Raw genomic sequence first — 20030 nt, forward strand, 5'->3', positions numbered from 1 at the left:
TATTGCAACAAATGACTACAAAAAGGCTACAAGGCGTTGCGTCGAATCAGGGCCAAGAGCCCTGAAGGCCCTGAAGGCCCTGTAGGAGCTGTCGAGTGAAACGAGGCTGCGATCTTTTGATCTCGCTCTTTCCTAATGAAGATCAAGATCTAAAGATCGCAGCCTCGTTTCACTCGACAGCTCCTACAAGAGCACGCGCGGAGTTGCATCGGTCGGTGGAAACGCAAAAAAAAACGCCCCGAACCAGTCGGGGCGTTTCTACAGGTTGCGGCCTCTGCTCAGTCCTTAGCGAACCCCCTCCTGACGCAAAGCTGCTGGCGTGAAGTCGCTGGTGGTGGCGGTGAAACCGAAGTCATATGCCGATTTTTCTTCGTTCTTCATGCCCAGCGCCAGGTAACGGCCCGATTGCAGGTCATACAGCACTTCCAGGGCGTACCACGGCACTTGCTTGTCGTAGTAGTCCTCAGCATGCGCCTCGGCCACACGCCACAGCTGACCACGACCATCGTAGTGATCGATTACTGCTGCTTGCCAGGTGTCTTCGTCGATGTAGAAGTCACGTTTGGCGTAGATATGACGCTGACCTTCCTTCAGGGTCGCGACCACATGCCAGACCCGGCGCAACTCGTAACGCGTCAGGTCCTGGTTGATGTGGCCAGCCTTGATGATGTCGGCGTACTTGAGCGTCGGCGAGTCGATCTTGTAGCTGTCGGAGGCGATGTACATCTCCTTCTTGCCTTCAAGTTTCCAGTCGTAGCGATCCGGCGCACCGTTGAACATGTCGAGGTTATCGGAAGTACGCAGGCCATCGGCAGCAGTACCCGGCCCGTCATAGGACACCTGCGGCGCACGACGCACACGACGCTGACCGGCGTTGTAGACCCACGCCGAGCGTGGTTCTTTAACCTGGTCGAGGGTTTCGTGCACCAGCAGCACACCACCGGCCAGACGCGCCGGAGCAGTCACTTTCTGCTTGAAGTAGAACAGGATGTTGCCCGGGTTCGCTGGATCGTAATCCTTCATTTTGTCGCGGAACACGAACTGATCCTGGAAGTACACCAGGCTGAAAGAGCCGTTCGGCTGAGGTGTCGCCTGGGTAACGAGGCGAGTCACGCTACCGCCGCGATACCGGGTGATGTGGTTCCAGATGACTTCGACGCCGGTCTTCGGAATCGGGAATGGCACGGCGGTTTCGAAGTTTTCCAGACCGTTGCCGCCGGATACCAGCTTGGTGTTGGTGGCGTTTTTCTTGATGGAAGCGAACACTTCATCCGGCACGGTCGAGCCGCGATGGGAGGTGTAGACCGGCATGATGAAGGTTTCCGGGTAACGCTTGAACATCGCGTATTGGCCCGGAGCAAGCTTGTCCTTGTACTGGTCGACGTTCTTCGCCGTGATGGTGAACAGCGGTTTTTCACTGGCGAACGGGTTGGACAGGAAGCCTTTGCTGTCCACGGTCCCCGCGTTTTTCGGCAGCGGCTTCCAGGCCGGGATCGACCCGTCGGCATTGCCCGCCATTTCAGCGCCCATTGGCGTCAGGCTCTTGCCCAGCTTGTCCGCTTCGGCGGCAGGGACGGCGGCCATCACACTGGTCGCCAACAGCGAAAGTCCCAGAACACCGGCTTGGAACAGACTCTTTGTTATTTTCATATGTGTGTTCGTCCTGAAAATACAGTGCTTAGAAGTTCACGCCGACGCTGAGCGCAACAAAGTCGCGGTCGTCCACAGTGGTGTACTTGCCGTCGAAGAAGTTGGTGTAGGCCAGGCTCGCGGTGTAGGTGTTCTGGTACTCGGCATCGACACCCAGGCTGACCGCTTTGCGACCTTCCTCGAAGTTGCCGCCAGGGCCAGGCGAGTAGCCGCTCACGTCATGGGACCAGGCCACGTTCGGCTTGAGGTTCACACCGGCAAACACGTCGTTGTATTCCCAGATGGCGCGACCGCGGTAGCCCCATGAGGTTGCCGTGGTGAAGCCTTCGTTGTCGCAATTGCGGGTACGGTTGTTAGCCGGAGTACCCGGACCTGCCCCGTTGATGGTGCTGGTGTTGAGCAATGCGCACGTATCCGCCGTACCGGTGGCTGGCAATTCGCCCGGACCGTAGACCGGATCGCGGCCATAACGAACGTCGGAAGTGCTTTCCAGGCCGCCGACATGCGTCACGCCAACTTCACCTACCAGTGTCAGACGGCTCGCACCCATGACCTGATCGAAGAAGTGCGTCAGCGTGGTTTGAAACTGCGTCACTTCTTTACGACGATAACCGTGGAGGTCTTGACCCGCACCCGCGGATAGCAGCGAAGCATTGGTCAATGGATTGCCCGGATTGCCATTGCCCAAAGGACGAATACCGGCGAACAGGATGTCGGTGGAGTTGAGCTGCACCGGTGCGTTCGGACGATAGCTGATCTCACCGCTCCACGCCGTGCCGGTAGGCAGGGTGGTGGAGAAGCTCAGGCCATAAAGGCGAATGTCTTCCGGGTATTCGATGAAGTATTGCGAGTTGCCGGCCACCAACAGTGGCGCGAGTGCGGCGAATGGCCCAGGCAGACCCGCTGCAGTGTTGTAGACCGACTGCGGCGCACCCGTGGCGCTGAAGATCGGCGCACGGCTGTGGTAGTTCATGAAGTAGGCACCGAACTCGGTGTCCAGTGGGTCGAACATGTACTTCAAGGACGCGCCCCACTGGCCGCTGTCCCGTGCATCGCGATCCGGGCCGCGACGAACCAGAACCCCTTCCTCGTTGACATCGACACCCGCGCCAGCCAATGGGCCCAGGGCGATGGCTGGAATCTGCGAACGCTTGTTCAGCACGCGCAGGTTGTTGTCGCAACCATCGGCAACGATGTCTGGCTGAGAGAAGAACGTGCCGCAGTTGTCGACGACAGTCTGGTCCCATTCCAGCTGGTAGAACGCTTCGCCCGAAAGGTTTTCGGTGAGGCTTTGCGAGACGTAGAACATGTTGACCGGGATCAGACCTTCCTTGATCTCGGCACCTGGACGACGGAATGCGGAAACGTCGATCGGGTTGATCGAGTTGATACCGCCACCGATGAACGTACTTTCACCCCAGCTCACGACCTGCTTGCCCAGACGGACGGAACCCGGCTGATCGGCAATGGCGTAGTTGTGGTAGATGAAGGCGTCGAGAATCTGGCCACCGGAAGACTTGGCGCCTTCCTTGCGGTTGTCATTGCTGACGTTCTTGAACTCCAGGTCTTCGTTCTGCAGCGCGAAGTCGTACCAGTATTTGCCCCGTACGAAAACACCGGTATCGCCGTATTTCAGCTCAAGGTCATGGATGCCTTTGAAGATCTTCGAGAAGGCCTGGCCGCTCTTGAAGTTCAAGTGACCGTCGTCGGAGGTCTGGGACAGGCCGTGACCGCCGTTGTTGACACCAATGAGGTTCTTGTTCGGCGACTGGGTTGAGACGCTCATACCCAGGGAGAGAGAAGAGTCGAACTGACCTTCGATTTCACCAATGTTGAAACTGACGCCGAATGCGGGCCCGGCGAGCGTAGAAGCAAGACTGACCGCCAGCGGCAATTTCGCCCGGCGCCAGAACTGGTTTACTGATGTCATCGACGCTACTCCATGTGCATTATTGTTATGGCAGTGAGTACTTTTAAAAACGTTGTGGATGACCGGAAACCAAGGTGTCCCGAAGTCAATCCCAAGGTGCATCGCCCCGTTTGTGCGTTTGCTCCGTTCTTAAAAATCCTTGAGCGGACTATAGCCAGCAGGTAGTAGAGCTTGATCCCTCTAAAGTGTGATTTGCAGCTGCCAGCCACTCTGGAACAGTCCTTTCGCCAGTCCGACAACTGTCGGCACGGGAAGAATGGCTGAAAATTCAGATTTCACAAGCCAAGCGCTTGCTTGGTGGGGCTGGCGTGCCTTTTCGGGCACGCCGGAAACGCTTAAAGCGTCGAGAGGAAGGTGCTGTTGTTGGCTTGCCACTCGGTGATGTCGATGCGAATTTTTTTCTTGTCGAGTTTGCCGACGCTGGTCTTGGGAATTTCAGTAACAAGGGCAATCTGGCTAGGGATGGCCCACTTGCTCAGGTGCCCCAGTTCCACGAATGGCTTGAGGTGTTCCTTGAGTTCCTTGGCCCCGATAACGTGGCCCTCGCGGATCACCAGCAGCGCAAAGGGACGCTCACCCCACTGCGGATCGGCGATGCCGACCACTGCTACTTCGCGTACCGCTACGTGGCGGCTGATCAGGTCTTCGAGGTCCAGAGAGGAAATCCATTCACCGCCGGTCTTGATCACGTCCTTGATGCGATCGCGAATGTCGATCACGCCCATGCTGTCGAGTGTCGCGACGTCACCGGTATGCAGCCAGCCACCGGCCCAGAGCTCTTTGCCTTTTTGCGGCTCGTTGAAATAGCCTTCCGTGAGCCACGGTGCGCGCAACACCAGTTCACCTTGGGTCTCGCCGTCAGCGGGCAGGAAATTACCGTCAGTGTCGACAATCGCCGCTTCCACCAAGGGCCCAGGGACACCGGCCTTGATGCGATAGGTGGTGCGTTCGTCTTCGGAGCCCGCCATCAGCTCGTCATTGAGGTGAGCACACGACACCAGCGGACCGGTTTCCGACATGCCATAGGCGGCGGTCAGCTGGATGCCCTTGGCTTTGGCCGCTTCGTACAAGGCACGGTTCAGCGCGCTGCCACCAATGACGATTTTCCAGCCCCCGAAGTCGGTGTTCTGCGCGGCCTTGGCGTTGAGGACCATTTGCAGAATGGTCGGTACACAGTGGGAAAAGGTAACCTTTTCCTTGCGCCACAGCTCCACCAGGTACTCAGGGTCGTAGCGACCGGGATAGACCTGCTTCAGCCCGAGCATGGTCGCGACATAAGGCAAGCCCCAGGCGTGAACATGGAACATCGGCGTAATCGGCATGTACACATCGTTGGTGCCCAAGAGACGCACGCTGTCGATGGCGCCCATGATCGTCGACACGCCCATGGTGTGCAGCACCAGTTGCCGATGGGTGAAGTACACGCCCTTGGGATTGCCGGTGGTACCAGTGGTATAGAACGTGGTGGCGACCGAGTTTTCGTCAAAGTCCTGGAAGTCGTACTGCGGGTTCGCGTCCGCCAATAGCTGCTCGTACTCACCGACAAGGTTCGGCAGGTCAGCGGTTTTCTCCGGCAAGTCGGTCAGCAGCAGGGTTTTCTCGACGGTGGTCAGGTGGCCGGCAATCGCGTTGTAGAGGCCTACGAACTCGCTGTTGACCAATACGAATCGGTCCTCGGCGTGATTCATGGTGTATAGAATCTGTTCAGGTGACAGGCGCACGTTAATGGTGTGGATAACCGCACCGATCATCGGGATGGCGAACATGCATTCCAGGTAGCGATGGCTGTCCCAGTCCATCACCGCCACGGTATCGCCCGCTTTAACACCGGCCGCCGTCAGCACATTGGCGAGCCGCGCAACTCTTTCGATCAGGGTTGGGTAGCTGTAACGCAACTGATCACGGTAGACGATCTCGCGGGTCTTCTCGTAGCGAGCACCCGACATCAACAGCCGTTTAATCAGCAGCGGGCATTGGTAAGCGCCTTCGGCTGGGGGGATAACGCGAGTCTGCAACATAAGAATCCCTTTTCCTGACTGCACGGTCGTGGCTGAAAGCAAGCACTCTAATGCCGTTGCACGAGTGCCAAATCAGCCAAAGGAATGATTTGGCATCAGCGTAAAATGCTAGCTTTGCGCCACTACCAAGACGGGTTTCCGAGAATTTTCGGCGTTTGCTGTGTAAAACCTTGTAATGGATGCAGCATCGTTCGTGAGACCTACGTACCATTATCGATGTAACGAGCATACCGGTAGACTTATAACTATTGACCGAAACGCCGTCCCATCTTCAAAGTCAGGCACTTGCCATAGCGCCTGCCTTGCCAATTGCCATCGGTATTGCATAGAACAATGAGCACTGAAGTGATCGCCCCTCTGGACCATTCCAAGACACAAGCGCCCCTGATTTCCATCGTGGCGCCTTGTTACAATGCGGAAAAGTACCTGGAAGAAGCCATAAAGAGCATCTTCGGCCAGGAATACCCGAATTTCGAAGTCATCATCGTGGACGACGGGTCCAGCGACAACAGCATCGCGATGCTCAAGCAATTGCAGAAAACCTATGACTTTCAGCTGTACACCCAGGCCAACCAGGGTGTGAGTGCGGCGCTCAACCATGGTTTGCGCTACGCCAAGGGTGAGTACGTGTCGACCCCCGATCTGGACGACATCATGCTGCCGCAGTCCTTGAAGGTCCGCGCCGAGTACCTCGACAAGCACCCGAATGTCGGTTGCGTCGGAGCGCTGATCATCTATATGGACAGCGAAGGCAAAACCCTCAAGCAGCAACAGCGCGATCAGATCCGTGTTTACACCTTCGATCAGATTCTCAGCCGCGCCGTGGTGATCGGCGCCCCGACTGCGCTCTACCGCATGAGTGCGATGCGCAATGCCGGCTTCTATGCGCCCAACCTGCGCGTTCAGGACTTCCAGATGACCTTGCGCATTGCACGCCTGGGTTACGAGATCCATGAACTGCCGGTGTGCGTGACCCGCTATCGTCGCCACCCAAACAACCTGTCGAGAAAGTACAAGGTATTGCTGCAGGCGGACCTTGAAGCCATCGCACCGTACCTCAGCCATCCGGGCTATCAGAGCGGGCGTACGCAGTTGGTGAACAAAGCCCTTAAATACGCCGTGATCGAAGACAAGAAGGAAGCCTGGAAGCTGCTGCGTTCCATTCCGTGGCGACATTTGAATCGAACCAGCTTCAGACGTTTGAAACGCTTGATGCTGCATCACTGACAGGTATTCACGCGCCCAAACTTCTTCCGCTTTCCAGGCATTGCCCATGAAATTTCTCGAAAAACTCAAAGAACGAAAAACCAGAAAACATCTCAAGCGCCTGGAAAAACTGCAAAGGGCTCCGGAAAAAATACGCCTGCGCTATCCCAAGTATGAAATCGGCGTAGGCACTTACGGTATTCCGAATGTGATGGAGTTCGGTGACGATACGATTCTGAAAGTTGGCTCGTACACGTCGATCGCCGAGGGTGTGCAAATTTTGCTGGGCGGCGGGCACCGCACTGATTGGGTCAGCACCTACCCGTTCCCCCTGATGATCGATGAAGCCCGGGACATTCCCGGTTGCAGCCCGACCAAGGGCGATGTGGTGATTGGCAGCGATTGCTGGATCTGCGCCAACGTGATGATCCTGTCCGGCGTGACGATCGGCCACGGCGCGGTAGTCGCGGCGGGTGCCGTCGTCACGCGTGACGTCGAACCCTATGCCATTGTCGGCGGCAACCCTTGCCGCCACATTCGCTGGCGGTTCGAGGAAGATGTGCGCAATGAACTGTTGGCGTCCGCCTGGTGGGACTGGCCGATGGAAGAGGTCAAAACCGCCTCTCGCCTGCTCTGCAGCAGTGACATGGAGGGTTTTCTGGATTACGTCCGCCAGCGTCAGGCGCCCACAGTCGACGCCACTTAAAGCAGATACGGCCGCAGTTGATCATGCCGCGGCGGCTGAACACGCGTTAATGCATTTCGGTAAAGGCAAGTTTTACGCCGATGGCAATCAGTACCGCGCCCATCGTGCGATCAAACCAGTGGCCCATACGAGCGAAGCCGGCGCGCACACGTTGCTGGCTGAACAGCATCGCCACCAGGCAAAACCACACCGCCGTCGCCACTGCGAGATAGATCCCGTAACCGGCCTGCACCGCTAATGGCGTGTGCGGGTTGATCACCACGGTGAACAGGGACAGGAAGAACAGCGTGGCTTTCGGGTTCAGGCCGTTGGTCACGAACCCCGACGTAAACGCTCCACGCGCAGTGCGCTCGCCGACTTCCTTGTGCAGATCGTCCGCAACCGGTTTGGCGGGCTGCGCACGCAGTGCCTTGAAGCCGATGTACAGCAGATAAGCGGCGGCAGCCCATTTCAAGGCGTTGAACAGCACAATCGACTGCGACACGATCAGCCCGATGCCGAGCAACGAGTACCCCACGTGCAGGAAGATCGCCGAACCGACCCCCAGCGCCGTCCAGGTGCCGGCACGACGACCATGGGTCACGCTCTCGCGCACCACCACGGCAAAGTCGGGGCCGGGGCTGGCCACGGCAAGCAGATGGATTAGGGCAACGGTCAAAAACTCTGTCCAGTACATGTGAAAATCCTTAAGAGGCAGGCTTAACAAAAAAACTGAGGGTAGCTTCGCAATTGTGGCGAGCGAGCTTGCTCGCGCTCGGCGGCAAAGCAGTCGTAAACCGGTTGATGCGGTGTTCCTGAAAAAACACGGTCGCCTGTGTTGGGGCAGCTTCGCAACCCAGCGGGAGAGAGCTCCCTCGCCACAAGTTCTGTGCTGCTCCGAGTAATAAGTAACTCATTGTTTCATCTGTTAGGCTCGGCAGATTACGCCTTCAGTTCACCGCACAAAAGGTACAGTTGATGACGAACACTCACCGCGCCGTTTTCCTCGACCATCCGTCCCTGGACCTGGGCGACCTCGATCTGAGCCCGTTGCGCGCCTGCTTCAGCGAGTTGCAACTGTTTGCCCAGACCACACCGGACCAGGTGATCGAACGCCTCAAGGGCGCCACGGTCGCGATCAGCAACAAAATCCTGATCGATGCCGTGGCCATCGCCGCCAGTCCCGAACTGAAGCTGATCCTGATCACCGCCACAGGCACCAACAATGTCGACCTCGCCGCCGCCCGCGCCCATGGCGTCACAGTGTGCAATTGCCAGGGTTATGGCACGCCCTCGGTCGCGCAACACACGATCATGCTGCTGTTGAACCTGGCAACGCGTCTAGCCGACTATCAGAAAGCGGTCGGTGAAGGACGCTGGCAGCAGGCGAAACAGTTCTGCCTTCTGGACTATCCGATCGTCGAACTGGAAGGGAAAACCCTCGGCATGCTGGGCCACGGCGAACTGGGCGGCGCGGTCGCGCGGCTGGCGGAGGCATTCGGCATGCGCGTGCTGCTGGGCCAGATTCCGGGGCGCCCTGCCCGGCCGGATCGGCTGCCACTGACTGAACTGTTGCCCCAGATCGATGCCTTGACGCTGCATTGCCCGCTCAATGAACACACCCGCCATTTCATCGGGGCCGCTGAACTGGCGTCGATGAAACCTGGCGCTTTCGTGGTCAATACCGCGCGCGGCGGCTTGATCGATGAACAGGCGTTGGCCGATGCCTTGCGCGATGGTCACCTGGGCGGCGCGGCCACCGACGTGCTGAGCGTCGAGCCGCCTACCGCCGGCAATCCGTTGCTGGCGCAGGACATCCCTCGGCTGATCGTCACCCCGCACAATGCCTGGGGGAGTCGCGAAGCGCGCCAGCGGATCGTCGGGCAACTGACGGAAAACGCGCAGGGATACTTCAGCGGTAAAGCACTGCGGGTCGTCAGTTGATAGACTGCGGCACTTTTTTTCAGGGAGCAGATTATGGATCCGCGCAGTGAAGTACTGCTTCGTCAGGCCGAGTTATTCCAAGGGTCGGTGCTACTGGCCGGTTTGCCCGCCGATGATTTGCTCGGTCGCCTGACCGGCGCCCACGGCTGGTGCTGGCACGCCGGCGATCAAGCGGCACTCGATGCCCGCTTCACCGAGCGCAGCCACTTTGGCGTGACGGCGCCTGAGCGTGAGTTCGATTCCGCGGTGGTGTTTCTGCCCAAGTCCAAGGACTTGACTGACTACATTCTCAACGCCCTGGCCTCACGCCTGGCCGGCCGGGAACTGTACCTGGTGGGTGAAAAGCGCAGCGGCATCGAAGGCGCCGCCAAGCAGCTCAATCCCTTTGGCAAGCCGCGCAAGCTCGACAGCGCGCGCCATTGTCAGCTTTGGCTGGTCACTGTTGCCGATGCGCCACAGGCCAAATCTTTGGAAAGCCTGGCCCAGACCTACGAGTTGCCGCTGGCCGAAGGCCCGCTGAAAGTCATCAGCCTGCCGGGCGTGTTCAGTCACGGTCGGCTTGATCGGGGTAGCGCGCTGCTGCTTGAACACCTGGACAAGTTGCCGAGCGGCCACTTGCTGGACTTCGGTTGCGGCGCCGGGGTGTTGGGGGCTGCGGTCAAGCGGCGGTATCCGCACAACCAGGTCACCTTGCTCGACGTGGACGCCTTCGCTGCCGCGAGCAGCCGTCTGACACTGGCTGCCAATGGCCTGGAGGCCGATGTGATTACCGGCGACGGTATCGATGCGGCACCGATGGGTTTGAGTGCCATTCTGAGTAATCCACCGTTCCATGTCGGCGTGCACACCGATTACTTCGCAACCGAGAACTTGCTGCGAAAAGCAGCAAAACATCTGAAAAACGGCGGCGAACTGCGCTTGGTTGCCAATAGCTTCCTGAAGTATCAACCCTTGATCGAAGAGCATCTGGGTGTCTGCGCGATCAAGGCTGAAGGACAGGGTTTCAGGATCTACCGCGCCAAGCGTGGCTGAGATGTCTTTTCAAAAAGAGGCTTGCCCAATCGGATTTGCCTAGGCAGAATCCGCTCCGTCCTAGGGGAGTAGTCTCCCACGAGCGCCATGCTCGTCCGGCATACGTCAACATACTTGGTCCTCAGACCATGGCGTATGCGACCCAAGCGTCCGCATCAGACGGATCGCAGGGTTTGACAAGACCTATGACACGAACACCTTACCCGGGGCGGGAAGGCTGTACGTGTCATAGCCGTGTCGACCCGCCCCTTAGGAAAACCCCTGATGCTGGATTCACTACTCGTTCCGACCGCAATCGTTGCCTTGGCCGAAATCGGCGACAAGACGCAACTGCTCGCGCTCATTCTCGCTGCCCGCTTTCGCAAACCCTGGCCGATCATTGCCGGCATCGTCGCCGCGACCCTGGCCAACCACGCGGCGGCCGGCGCGGTGGGCGCCTGGGTCGGAAGTTTCTTCTCGAATTCGATGCTGCACTGGATCCTTGCCGTGAGCTTCGCCGCGACGGCGTTGTGGACCCTGGTGCCGGACAAGATGGATGACGACGAAGCCAGTACCGCGCGTAAATTCGGGCCGTTCCTGACCACGCTGATCGCGTTCTTCCTCGCCGAGATGGGAGACAAGACCCAAGTCGCTACCGTGATGCTCGCGGCGCAATACCCGGAATTGTGGCTGGTGATCATCGGGACCACCCTCGGCATGTTGATTGCCAACGTACCGGTGGTTCTGGCGGGTAACTTTGCGGCGGACAAACTGCCGTTGACCCTGATCCGTCGCCTGGCGGCGTCGGCGTTTTTCATCCTGGCGATTGTCGCGGTGTACAAGGCGATGCAGAGCAGTGGCTGGATCTGACGCGGTAATTTGTTAGACCGCGTTATCGTTCATCGCCAGCAGGCTAGCTCCCACAATTGGAATGCATATCCCTGTGGGAGCCAGCCTGCTGGCGATGAGGCCCTTATTGACGATGAATCAACGTCAGGATTTAGGCGCTTTCTCGTACAGCGGCATGACTTTCGGAATCGCCGCCTGCAGCGAAGCAATGCGACTGGCCGAGGCCGGGTGAGTGCTCATGAACTCCGGTGGCGAGCCTTCCGACGCCTTGGACATCTTGTTCCACAAGGTAATCGCAGCGTTCGGGTTGTAACCGGCACGGGCTGCCAATTCCAGACCGATCAGGTCAGCTTCGTTTTCGTTGGAGCGACTGTTGGGCAGCGTCATACCGTAGTTAGCCACGGTGTCCGCCAGCGCCAGGCTGTCCTGGCCGAGGCCGAACAACGCACCGGCCCCCTGCTTGGCCATCTCGATGCCATAGGCCTTGGACATCGCTTCACGACCGTGCTCGCGCAAGGCGTGAGCAATTTCATGGCCCATGACGGCAGCGATTTCATCATCGGTGAGTTTCAGGCTGTCGATCAGACCGGTGTAGAAAATGATCTTGCCGCCAGGCCCGCAGTTGGCGTTGAGCTCATCGCTCTTGATCAGATTCACTTCCCATTTCCACTGCGCCGAATCCGGGCGGAAAACAGGTGCCTGGGCAATCAGTCGATCAGCGATCGCCTGCACACGCCTGGCTTCGCTACTGGTTTTGTCCAGCACGCCCTTGCTGGTCGCCTCACCCACGGTCTTTTGATAAGACTGGGCGTACATCTGGTTGACCTCGTCCGTCGACAACATGCTGAACATGTATTGCTTGCGCTCAACGCCCACGGCCCCGCCGCTGGTGGTGTTGACCGACTGACAACCGGCGAGCAGCAAACTTGCGCTCAGTGCACACAAAACCAATGTCTTGTTCATCGAAAAGCTCCTTGAAAACATGCGACGTATCCTAGGCGCGCAATTGTATCGGCGCCAGATACATCCGTCGTGACGAAACATATTTCAGTTAGATCTCAAACAGATCAAAAGATCGCAGGCCGTGATTTTTTGGTTTTGATTGTCTACAAACGCGCAAAGACGCACCTATCCAGGTGTTAAACACTCAGGCGCATTGAGCTTCGGATCATTCACCAGATTGGCCAATACCCGCTCGCGCAACGCAATGGGCTCACTGGCCAGCAGCGCCTGCAACACATGTAATGGAGTTTCGGGATTGAGCCACGCTTCTTGCCCCGCCGCATCAAGTATCAACGGACGACGCTGACTCGCCGCCGGCTGAGTGATAACTGCCGTGCTCAGCCAGACTTGCTCCTGCACCGGATAGGCCTCCCAGATCGCCGCGAAACACAGTGCCGAGCCTTCTCCCGGCGTCAGCCAGTATGGTCGTTTGCGCGTCGTGCCGCGCCATTCGTAGAAGCCGTTAGCCGGCAGCAGGCAACGGCGCAGGCGAAAGGCCTCGCGAAACATCGGTTGTTCTGCAACGGTTTCAGCCCGGGCATGAGCCGGCGTGCGGGACAGGTCGGTCAGCCATGGCGGAGTCAGACCCCAGCGGGCACGGGCCAATTCACGTTGGCCGTCGACGTTCGCGCGCAGCATCAGCACCGAATCGGTAGGGGAAATGTTCCACTGGGCCTGCTGATCGGCCGGAAAACCTGGCAGCGCCGCGAAGGCGGGGTTCCAGCGAAACAGGGCATAACGTCCACACATGGGGCAGCACGACTCTTGATAAAACGAATGTCAGCCTAACAGACCAGCGTGCCGGGAAAACTCTCCGGCTCATCACCGGGTAGCGGCAGCGCGGCATTGTACGCGGTGATCAGTTCTCGGGCGTATACGGCCTGGTCATTATCCACTGACAACCCAAGAAGGCCGAAGATCGGCAATTCGCCGGTGCCACCGACCAAATCGCGTCCCTCCAGATGAGCCTCGATGCCTTCGCTGGCCAGCATGCCCTGCAGCAACTCGCCTTCCATCAGGTTTTCCGGTTCGTAGATTCGCTGCATGGACGCCCCCTCACTCGTTTTCGCTGAAAACTTCGAGATGCCACTCCTCTCCTTCGACCTGCAACACAAACGTGATGGGTCGACAACACACCTGACAATCCTCGATATAGGTTTGATCGCCCCCTGACAGGTCCACCGACGTCTCCACCTCTTCACCACAATACGGACATTCATACTTCGCGGCTTCCAGCATCGCGGTCTCCCAAGTGACTTGTGCGTATAATCGCCGGTCTATTTGCAGGGCTATTTTTGTCTGTCTAACTTTTTCAGACCGTACCCTGTTGGTTTTCGATCAAAACCTTTACTTACCCTAGCCGTTTCTAACAAGAGAGCATGATGGGCGAATTCGATACCATCCGACCTTACGACGACAGCGAAGTCCCAGCGGTGCTGGCTCGGCTGCTCAGCGACAAGGCGTTTCTAGATATCCTCACCCACTTTCGCTTCCCGCGCTTTGCCGGTGCTTTAGGCTGGGCGCTCAAACCTCTTATAGCTCATCGGTTGCGCCGTGAGTTCGCCGGCGTCAATTCGGTAGCTACGCTGCAGGACAAAGTCGAGGTTTACGTCGACCACACCATTGAGCGCGCCACCGACGGCGTGACCTACAGCGGCGTGGAACAATTCAAGTCCGGCAGTGCGTACCTGTTCATCGCCAACCATCGCGACATCGTCATGGACCCGGCATTCGTCAACTATGCCGTTTACCACGCCGGCCTGCCGACCCCGCGTATCGCCATCGGCGACAACCTGCTGCAGAAGCCGTTCGTCAGCGACCTGATGCGCCTCAACAAGAGTTTTATCGTGCACCGCTCGATCACCGGGCGGCGCGAAAAAATGGCGGCGTATCAGCTGCTGTCGGCGTACATCAACCACTCGATCCGCAACGATTGCGCCTCGATCTGGATTGCCCAGGCTGAAGGTCGGGCCAAAGACGGTGACGACCGTACCGAGTCGGCGATCCTCAAGATGTTTCACATGAGCCGCAAGGACGAGCCGTTCGGTGAAGTCATCCGGTCGCTGAACGTGACCCCGGTATCGATCAGCTACGAGTACGACCCCTGCGATCAGGCCAAGGCTCGCGAACTCTTTATCCGCGCCACCACTGGCACCTACACCAAAGTGCCGGGCGAGGATGATGTGAGCATTGCCAAAGGCATTACCGGGTACAAGGGTCGAGTCCACGTGAATTTTGCCGCACCGATCACGCAGATGTTCGACGACACCAAGCAATTGGCGATCGAAATGGACAAGCAGATTCTGGGTGGGTATCGCTTGTTCCCGGTGCATTACCTGGCATACGCCCAATGGCAAGACGCCGACCCACAATTGCAGGTGCCGAAAGCCGCCGAGGTGTTTGCGGCCGACGAACTGGCCAAAGCCCAGGAAGAATGGCAACGTCGCCTGGACGAATGCCCTCAGGAGCATCGCCCGTACCTGGTGCAGCAATATGCGACGCCGGTGCGCAATCAGTACCGGGTTAAAGCGGGATTGGCATTGTAATAAAGATCAAAAGATCGCAGCCTGCGGCAGCTCCCTACACGGGATGTTTGTTCACCCTGTAGGAGCTGCCGCAGGCTGCGATCTTTTGCTTTAAAACATTTAAAGGCGCGTGCTGATCCACGAAACAAGCAACGCCAGCCCCAGGCAGGCGAAGCCGAATCGATAGAAAAAACGGTTCATGCGCAAGGTTGCCCAATCCAGGATCGGCTCTTCGCTCGGGCGGCTCTGGCGCTGAGACGCAAGACTGGCCAGCGCGCGTTGCTCGCGACGACGCGTAGCGTGCAGCAACCAGCCGCCAGGGAAGGCAAGCAGCAGGGCCAGCAGGTTGATCAGTTTGGCGGGATGGGCGGTAAACAGCGTCATCAAATGCAGCGACATCACGGACCTCAAGCAAAACAGGTGTGGCAGGCGCCGGACCGGCGACCGCGCGGCAGATTCTACCGAAAGCCTCTTCGCCTGCCCTTCCTTTCCGACAAATAACGAAGCAATTGACCCAATACTGCCTTGTGTCACGGCGACGTCATCTAATTGCGGCAGTCTGGCGCCCCTCGAAACCGACAGGGAAACCGTCATGCTGCACGCCGAAAACCAGGATCGTCTCTACCTCATCGCCCAAAGCGACGAACAACAGAACCTCGTGGGAAGCCTCGCCTTCAATGTTCAAGACCGCCACTGGCTGGTGTATTGCGCATTGGGTGGTCATCAGCACGCGGACTTGCCGGAGACCGATTTGCTGACAGGCGTGAGCGTGCTGGACTTTTATTCGCAAGCTGCCTGACCACAGAAGGGCTCTGTATCCGCCATAAAAAAACCCGGGCCATTTTTGGCACCGGGTTTTTTTCGTCTCGCGAAAATTTACTGGCCGAGAATCTGACCCACTGATGGATCTTTGAACAGACGCGTCAACGCATCGCTCAACACATCGCTGACCAGTTTGGTGTTGGTCTCCTGATTCGGCGCCATACCGAAACGCTGATCCAGGGATGCGCCGTAACGACCGCTGTAACGACGACCAGCGTTCTGCACATCCGAGCGGAACGTCGCGCCAATAGTGGCTTCCGTCACGTACATGCCTTCTTTGGGCGACTGATACTTCAGTTCGGCCAGCGTCACGGTCAACTGCGGCGCGTTCATGCCGTTGCTGACAGGCGTGAAGCCCAGCAGGCGCACGGCCGCTTCGGCCTGAGCCTGCAACTTAGGCAGGATCTGTGCGCCCTGCACAGTAATCGCGCTGGTTTCAGGGTACATACCGCCACGGGTGCCCAGGGTTGGCGACGGACGACCATCCACCACGCGAACCACCACCTGCTGGCCATGGCCAACCGGCGCCAGCTGAGTGGTCAGCTTCGGCTCCGGGCTCAGTTGTTGCGGGCTGTGGGCGCAGCCGACGAGGGTCAAACTGGTCACAGTGATCAAACCGAACAACAAGCGTTGCAACATGCTCTTCTCTCCAGAATCAGGCACAAACAGGCCGGCAGTATAGCGGTGCGCCACCGGGGCAAACCAGCGCAACAATTACAGATGAATCTGACACGCCTATCAGACTGCGGTTCATGTCACAGATCTGTCACCGCCCATACACTTGCACGTCACGACCCACTGGCAACCTTCAGATCAGTCCCCGAACAAGGAACCTGGCCATGCGCTACCTCATATCGCTGTTTGCACCCCGTCCGCTGCATCGCTGCTTCGCCCTGCTCGACCGCAACGGTCATTGCCAGGCATTCAAGCAGTGCAGCCTCCAGCCAATGGGTGACGGCTGGGTCGAAATAGAAGAAATCCGCCTCAACTGGCTGCACCATCCCCTGCCCCCAAGTGCCCGGGTCCGCCAGCGCCAGACTCGCTCACGGGCCCAACAACTGTTGACCACCTGACCGGACGCCTAATAAAAGTCATTATTGACGACCATTTCCCCGCGTTTCTTCGTTACAATCTCCCCCCGATTATAAGGACGTCTCCTGATCGGGCCCCGCAGCATTGTCAATGCGCTTGTATTGACCCTCGATACCGCCCACAGAGAGCCGCCCACACAGATCGTGTGAAGCTGGCGCTTGCTGTTCTTCAAGCAAAAAACCCACTTTTCGCGAATCTGCAGAGCTGTCATTACGCTCGGTCACTGAGCTGTCTGCCCGTTTTGCCGGTCATGTAACCCATGACGGCGATCCATCCGGGCACAGTGCCAGGCTGGGACAGCCCTTTTTGAGGTTCACGTCTTCAAAAGAGCGTGAAAAAAACGGGTTTTCACAACTTCACAAGAGTGTGGCGAGCAAATGAATAGTTTTGCGTCTGAACATGCACCATTAGCGTCTGAAACAGCCCAACGACACAGGACCGAGTACTCCTCGAATACCGGAGCCTGAAGCCTGTCCGCTACGGATTTGGTTGCACAAACGGATGTATCGACCATAAGTCGAATTGCCAGTCGCGCGTTGAAATGAGTTCATAGACCTCATTATCCCGGCCGGTAGCGTCCGTCGAAGTTGCGATAAATTGCGAAGATTCGGACATGGCGACAGTGCCATGAGTACCAGGGGCATCACTGACTCGCCCCGGAACGCCTGGCAGCCATACCGACAATTTGGTGCTGCAGATTTTGGAGACGCGTTAAATGGCGCATAACGAAGCAGTCGACGTAGTACTCGTAGGGGCCGGCATCATGAGTGCCACCCTCGCCGTACTGCTCAAAGAACTCGACCCCGCGATCAAGCTGGAAGTCGTCGAGCTGATGGATTCCGGTGCCGCGGAGAGTTCCAACCCGTGGAACAACGCCGGTACCGGTCACGCCGGGCTGTGTGAGCTGAATTACACGCCACAGGCCGCCGACGGCACCGTCGACATCAAGAAAGCCGTGCACATCAACACCCAGTTCGAGGTGTCGAAGCAGTTCTGGTCGTACCTGACCAAAAAAGGCACCTTCGGCTCGTGCAAATCGTTCATCAGCCCGGTACCGCACCTGAGCTTCGTGCAAGGTGACGGTGGTGTGTCGTTCCTCAAGGAACGCTTCAATGTGTTGAGCAAGCACCACGCGTTCTCAGACATGGAATACACCGAAGACAAGGCCACCATGGCCGAGTGGATGCCGCTGATGATGCCAGGCCGTCCGGCTGACGAAGTCATCGCGGCCACCCGCGTGATGAACGGCACCGACGTCAACTTCGGCGCCCTGACCAATCAACTGCTCAAGCACCTGACCAGCGCACCCGATGCCCAGGTCAAGTACTGCAAGCGAGTGACCGGCCTCAAGCGCAACAACGGTGGCTGGACCGTCAGCATCAAGGACGTGAACAGCGGTAACACCCGTGAAGTCGACGCCAAGTTCGTCTTCCTCGGCGCAGGCGGCGCAGCACTGCCGCTGCTGCAGGCGTCGGGCATTGAAGAGAGCAAAGGCTTCGGCGGCTTCCCGATCAGTGGCCAGTGGCTGCGCTGCGACAACCCGGAAGTGGTCAAGCACCACCAGGCCAAGGTGTACAGCCAGGCAGCCGTGGGTTCGCCACCGATGTCCGTGCCGCACCTGGACACCCGTGTCGTCGATGGCAAGAAGTCCCTGCTGTTCGGACCTTACGCCGGTTTCACTACCAAGTTCCTCAAGCACGGTTCCTTCATGGACCTGCCGATGTCGGTTCGCGCCGGCAACATCGGCCCGATGCTGGCGGTGGCGAAAAACAACATGGACCTGACCAAATACCTGGTCAGCGAAGTGATGCAGTCGATGGAGCAGCGCCTGGATTCCCTGCGTCGTTTCTACCCTGAAGCGAAAGCCGAAGACTGGCGCCTGGAAGTGGCCGGCCAACGGGTGCAGATCATCAAGAAAGACCCGAAAAAAGGCGGCGTGCTGCAGTTCGGCACCGAGCTGGTCGCGGCCAAGGACGGTTCCCTGGCGGCACTGCTCGGCGCTTCGCCAGGTGCTTCGGTGACGGTTTCGATCATGCTTGAGCTGATCGAAAAATGCTTCCCGAACAAGGCATCCACTGAATGGGCTGCCAAGCTGGCAGAAATCTTCCCGGCCCGGGAAAAGGTTCTGGAAACCGACGCTGCGCTGTATCGCAAGATCAACACGCAGAACAACGTCGCCCTGGAACTGGTTGAAGCCAGCAGCGAGACCGAAAGCTACGCTTGATTCGGTCCCAATAAAAAACGCCCCGTTCTCATTGAGACCGGGGCGTTTTTTTATGGGCAGTGAAACAACCATTGTGGCGAGGGAGCTTGCTCCCGCTGGGCTGCGAAGCGGCCCCAAAATCTTGTGAGCGCTGCGCACTCAAGCGGGAGCAAGCTCCCTCGCCACAAGGAAAAGTGATTAGCCACGAGCCTTGGCGATCAGCTCAATGTACTCGGCCGCATTGCGCTGATCCTTGATCACCGCGACGAAATCGTTGCCGTGCTCATCCTTGCCGTCCAGGTCATGACCCGCCTCGACGAAGAACGTCAGGAAACGCTCGAAGTCATCGATACGCAGGCCACGGTAGGCTTTGATCAGTTTGTGCAGCGACGGCGAAGTGGCGTCGACCGGCTCGAAATCGAGGAACAACTTGATCTGCTCATCGCCGATCTCGTCACCAATCACTTGCTTCTTATCTTTACGCATTGCCGACTCCAGCTCGCAGACATTTCACGGGGCGGGCAGTTTACCCCTCCCTTGGCGCCGCACTCAACGCGGACGAACGCTGCCGGTGTGCAAATCCGCCCAGATATGGCCGTTGGCATAGCTGAGGAATTGGCAATACACCGTGTCATTGCGCAACAGATCCATCACTACCCGGTACTGTGCCATCGGGTAGTAAAGCGTCAACGTCCTGGTTTTATCGTCGTAGATCGGCTTTTTCAGGCTTTTGCTTTCGCCGTCGAAGTTGACCAGCACCTGATTGATGGTCGCCCCCTTATTCAAGGACTTGCCCTTGAGGCGGATCATCAACGGTGACGTGACGGGAATCGGTTGCTGATTGGACTGGCGCTGACTGCCCACCACTACCGAGTATTCCGTAACCTGCAACAACTGTTGCAGGTCCGGTTCGGCGTCACGCAGGTTCAGGTCATCCAGGGGAAGAAGTTGCGCGTGCATGGGCGCAGGGGCGGCGGCCAGCGGCAGGCTGACCGTCAGCAACAGGGCGACGCAGCTGCGAATCAAAAGGCTCATGACGGGCTCCCAGGTCGAAGCCGGGCACTCTATCACGGGTTTAAAAGCAAAAGATCGC

21 protein-coding genes and 1 riboswitch are annotated in these 20030 nt (G+C 58.2%); of the genes, 9 read left to right on the forward strand and 12 right to left on the reverse strand.

The window, feature by feature from the left end; translation table 11 throughout:
• Positions 1-285: 285 nt before the first annotated feature.
• The 3 genes from ACA063_RS24365 to ACA063_RS24375 all read right to left on the reverse strand — a co-directional run bounded on the left by ACA063_RS24365 (position 286) and on the right by ACA063_RS24375 (position 5598).
• Complete coding sequence (locus ACA063_RS24365; RefSeq protein ID WP_497663676.1) at positions 286-1650, reverse strand: DUF1329 domain-containing protein; 1365 nt, start codon at positions 1648-1650, stop codon at positions 286-288.
• 28 nt (positions 1651-1678) lie between these two features.
• Positions 1679-3580 carry a DUF1302 domain-containing protein gene (locus ACA063_RS24370; RefSeq protein WP_497663677.1) on the reverse strand — a complete coding sequence of 634 codons (1902 nt, stop codon included), beginning with the start codon at positions 3578-3580 and terminating at the stop codon, positions 1679-1681.
• Between the two features lie 335 nt (positions 3581-3915).
• Positions 3916-5598, reverse strand: a complete 1683-nt coding sequence (locus tag ACA063_RS24375; RefSeq protein ID WP_497663678.1) for a fatty acid--CoA ligase — start codon at positions 5596-5598, stop codon at positions 3916-3918.
• A 333-nt stretch (positions 5599-5931) separates the two neighbouring features.
• On the opposite strand from ACA063_RS24375, the gene ACA063_RS24380 reads away from it, so the two are divergent.
• Both ACA063_RS24380 and ACA063_RS24385 read left to right on the forward strand, forming a co-directional pair.
• Positions 5932-6825 carry a glycosyltransferase family 2 protein gene (locus ACA063_RS24380; RefSeq protein WP_497663679.1) on the forward strand — a complete coding sequence of 298 codons (894 nt, stop codon included), beginning with the start codon at positions 5932-5934 and terminating at the stop codon, positions 6823-6825.
• A gap of 46 nt (positions 6826-6871) precedes the next feature.
• Positions 6872-7510: a CatB-related O-acetyltransferase gene (locus ACA063_RS24385; RefSeq protein WP_194692721.1), complete on the forward strand. Its 639-nt coding sequence runs from the start codon at positions 6872-6874 to the stop codon at positions 7508-7510.
• Between the two features lie 46 nt (positions 7511-7556).
• Here ACA063_RS24385 and ACA063_RS24390 read toward each other — a convergent pair whose 3' ends face one another.
• Positions 7557-8186 carry a LysE family translocator gene (locus ACA063_RS24390; RefSeq protein WP_162437191.1) on the reverse strand — a complete coding sequence of 210 codons (630 nt, stop codon included), beginning with the start codon at positions 8184-8186 and terminating at the stop codon, positions 7557-7559.
• Between the two features lie 281 nt (positions 8187-8467).
• Here ACA063_RS24390 and ACA063_RS24395 point away from each other — a divergent pair, with 281 nt between their 5' ends.
• The 3 genes from ACA063_RS24395 (at position 8468) to ACA063_RS24405 (ending at position 11314) form a co-directional block, all read left to right on the forward strand.
• Positions 8468-9433, forward strand: coding sequence for a 2-hydroxyacid dehydrogenase (locus ACA063_RS24395; protein ID WP_497663680.1), 966 nt, complete (start codon positions 8468-8470; stop codon positions 9431-9433).
• A 33-nt stretch (positions 9434-9466) separates the two neighbouring features.
• Positions 9467-10465 carry a methyltransferase gene (locus tag ACA063_RS24400; RefSeq protein WP_497663681.1) on the forward strand — a complete coding sequence of 333 codons (999 nt, stop codon included), beginning with the start codon at positions 9467-9469 and terminating at the stop codon, positions 10463-10465.
• Positions 10466-10515: 50 nt separating this feature from the next.
• A riboswitch (yybP-ykoY riboswitch) is annotated at positions 10516-10640 on the forward strand.
• 89 nt (positions 10641-10729) lie between these two features.
• On the forward strand, positions 10730-11314 hold the full coding sequence (locus tag ACA063_RS24405) for a TMEM165/GDT1 family protein (protein ID WP_497663682.1): 585 nt from the start codon (positions 10730-10732) through the stop codon (positions 11312-11314).
• Between the two features lie 123 nt (positions 11315-11437).
• Here ACA063_RS24405 and ACA063_RS24410 read toward each other — a convergent pair whose 3' ends face one another.
• From ACA063_RS24410 to ACA063_RS24425, 4 genes are all read right to left on the reverse strand, one after another.
• On the reverse strand, positions 11438-12256 hold the full coding sequence (locus tag ACA063_RS24410; protein WP_497663683.1) for a M48 family metallopeptidase: 819 nt from the start codon (positions 12254-12256) through the stop codon (positions 11438-11440).
• 165 nt (positions 12257-12421) lie between these two features.
• Positions 12422-13045: an SOS response-associated peptidase gene (locus tag ACA063_RS24415; protein WP_162437186.1), complete on the reverse strand. Its 624-nt coding sequence runs from the start codon at positions 13043-13045 to the stop codon at positions 12422-12424.
• A 35-nt stretch (positions 13046-13080) separates the two neighbouring features.
• On the reverse strand, positions 13081-13341 hold the full coding sequence (locus ACA063_RS24420) for a putative signal transducing protein (protein WP_162437185.1): 261 nt from the start codon (positions 13339-13341) through the stop codon (positions 13081-13083).
• Positions 13342-13351: 10 nt separating this feature from the next.
• Complete coding sequence (locus ACA063_RS24425; protein ID WP_497663684.1) at positions 13352-13534, reverse strand: CPXCG motif-containing cysteine-rich protein; 183 nt, start codon at positions 13532-13534, stop codon at positions 13352-13354.
• Between the two features lie 140 nt (positions 13535-13674).
• On the opposite strand from ACA063_RS24425, the gene ACA063_RS24430 reads away from it, so the two are divergent.
• Positions 13675-14841 carry a 1-acyl-sn-glycerol-3-phosphate acyltransferase gene (locus ACA063_RS24430; protein WP_497663685.1) on the forward strand — a complete coding sequence of 389 codons (1167 nt, stop codon included), beginning with the start codon at positions 13675-13677 and terminating at the stop codon, positions 14839-14841.
• A gap of 99 nt (positions 14842-14940) precedes the next feature.
• Here ACA063_RS24430 and ACA063_RS24435 read toward each other — a convergent pair whose 3' ends face one another.
• Positions 14941-15219 carry a hypothetical protein gene (locus tag ACA063_RS24435; protein WP_497663686.1) on the reverse strand — a complete coding sequence of 93 codons (279 nt, stop codon included), beginning with the start codon at positions 15217-15219 and terminating at the stop codon, positions 14941-14943.
• 193 nt (positions 15220-15412) lie between these two features.
• Here ACA063_RS24435 and ACA063_RS24440 point away from each other — a divergent pair, with 193 nt between their 5' ends.
• Entirely contained in the window at positions 15413-15619 is a 207-nt protein-coding gene (locus tag ACA063_RS24440; protein WP_010458215.1) for a hypothetical protein, read from the forward strand.
• Positions 15620-15696: 77 nt separating this feature from the next.
• On the opposite strand, the gene ACA063_RS24445 is transcribed toward ACA063_RS24440, so the two are convergent.
• On the reverse strand, positions 15697-16281 hold the full coding sequence (locus tag ACA063_RS24445) for a YajG family lipoprotein (RefSeq protein WP_497663687.1): 585 nt from the start codon (positions 16279-16281) through the stop codon (positions 15697-15699).
• A gap of 200 nt (positions 16282-16481) precedes the next feature.
• Between ACA063_RS24445 and ACA063_RS24450 the strand changes: the two genes are divergently transcribed.
• Positions 16482-16715 (forward strand): hypothetical protein, encoded by a 234-nt coding sequence (locus tag ACA063_RS24450; protein ID WP_162437180.1) that lies wholly within the window; start codon positions 16482-16484, stop codon positions 16713-16715.
• Between the two features lie 734 nt (positions 16716-17449).
• Entirely contained in the window at positions 17450-18958 is a 1509-nt protein-coding gene (mqo, locus tag ACA063_RS24455) for a malate dehydrogenase (quinone) (protein WP_162437179.1), read from the forward strand.
• 177 nt (positions 18959-19135) lie between these two features.
• On the opposite strand, the gene ACA063_RS24460 is transcribed toward mqo, so the two are convergent.
• Positions 19136-19423, reverse strand: coding sequence for a PA4642 family protein (locus tag ACA063_RS24460; protein WP_157713313.1), 288 nt, complete (start codon positions 19421-19423; stop codon positions 19136-19138).
• A 63-nt stretch (positions 19424-19486) separates the two neighbouring features.
• Positions 19487-19972: a hypothetical protein gene (locus ACA063_RS24465; protein ID WP_497663688.1), complete on the reverse strand. Its 486-nt coding sequence runs from the start codon at positions 19970-19972 to the stop codon at positions 19487-19489.
• Positions 19973-20030 lie beyond the last annotated feature (58 nt).

The sequence above is a fragment of the Pseudomonas sp. LBUM1643 genome, assembly GCF_059716215.1.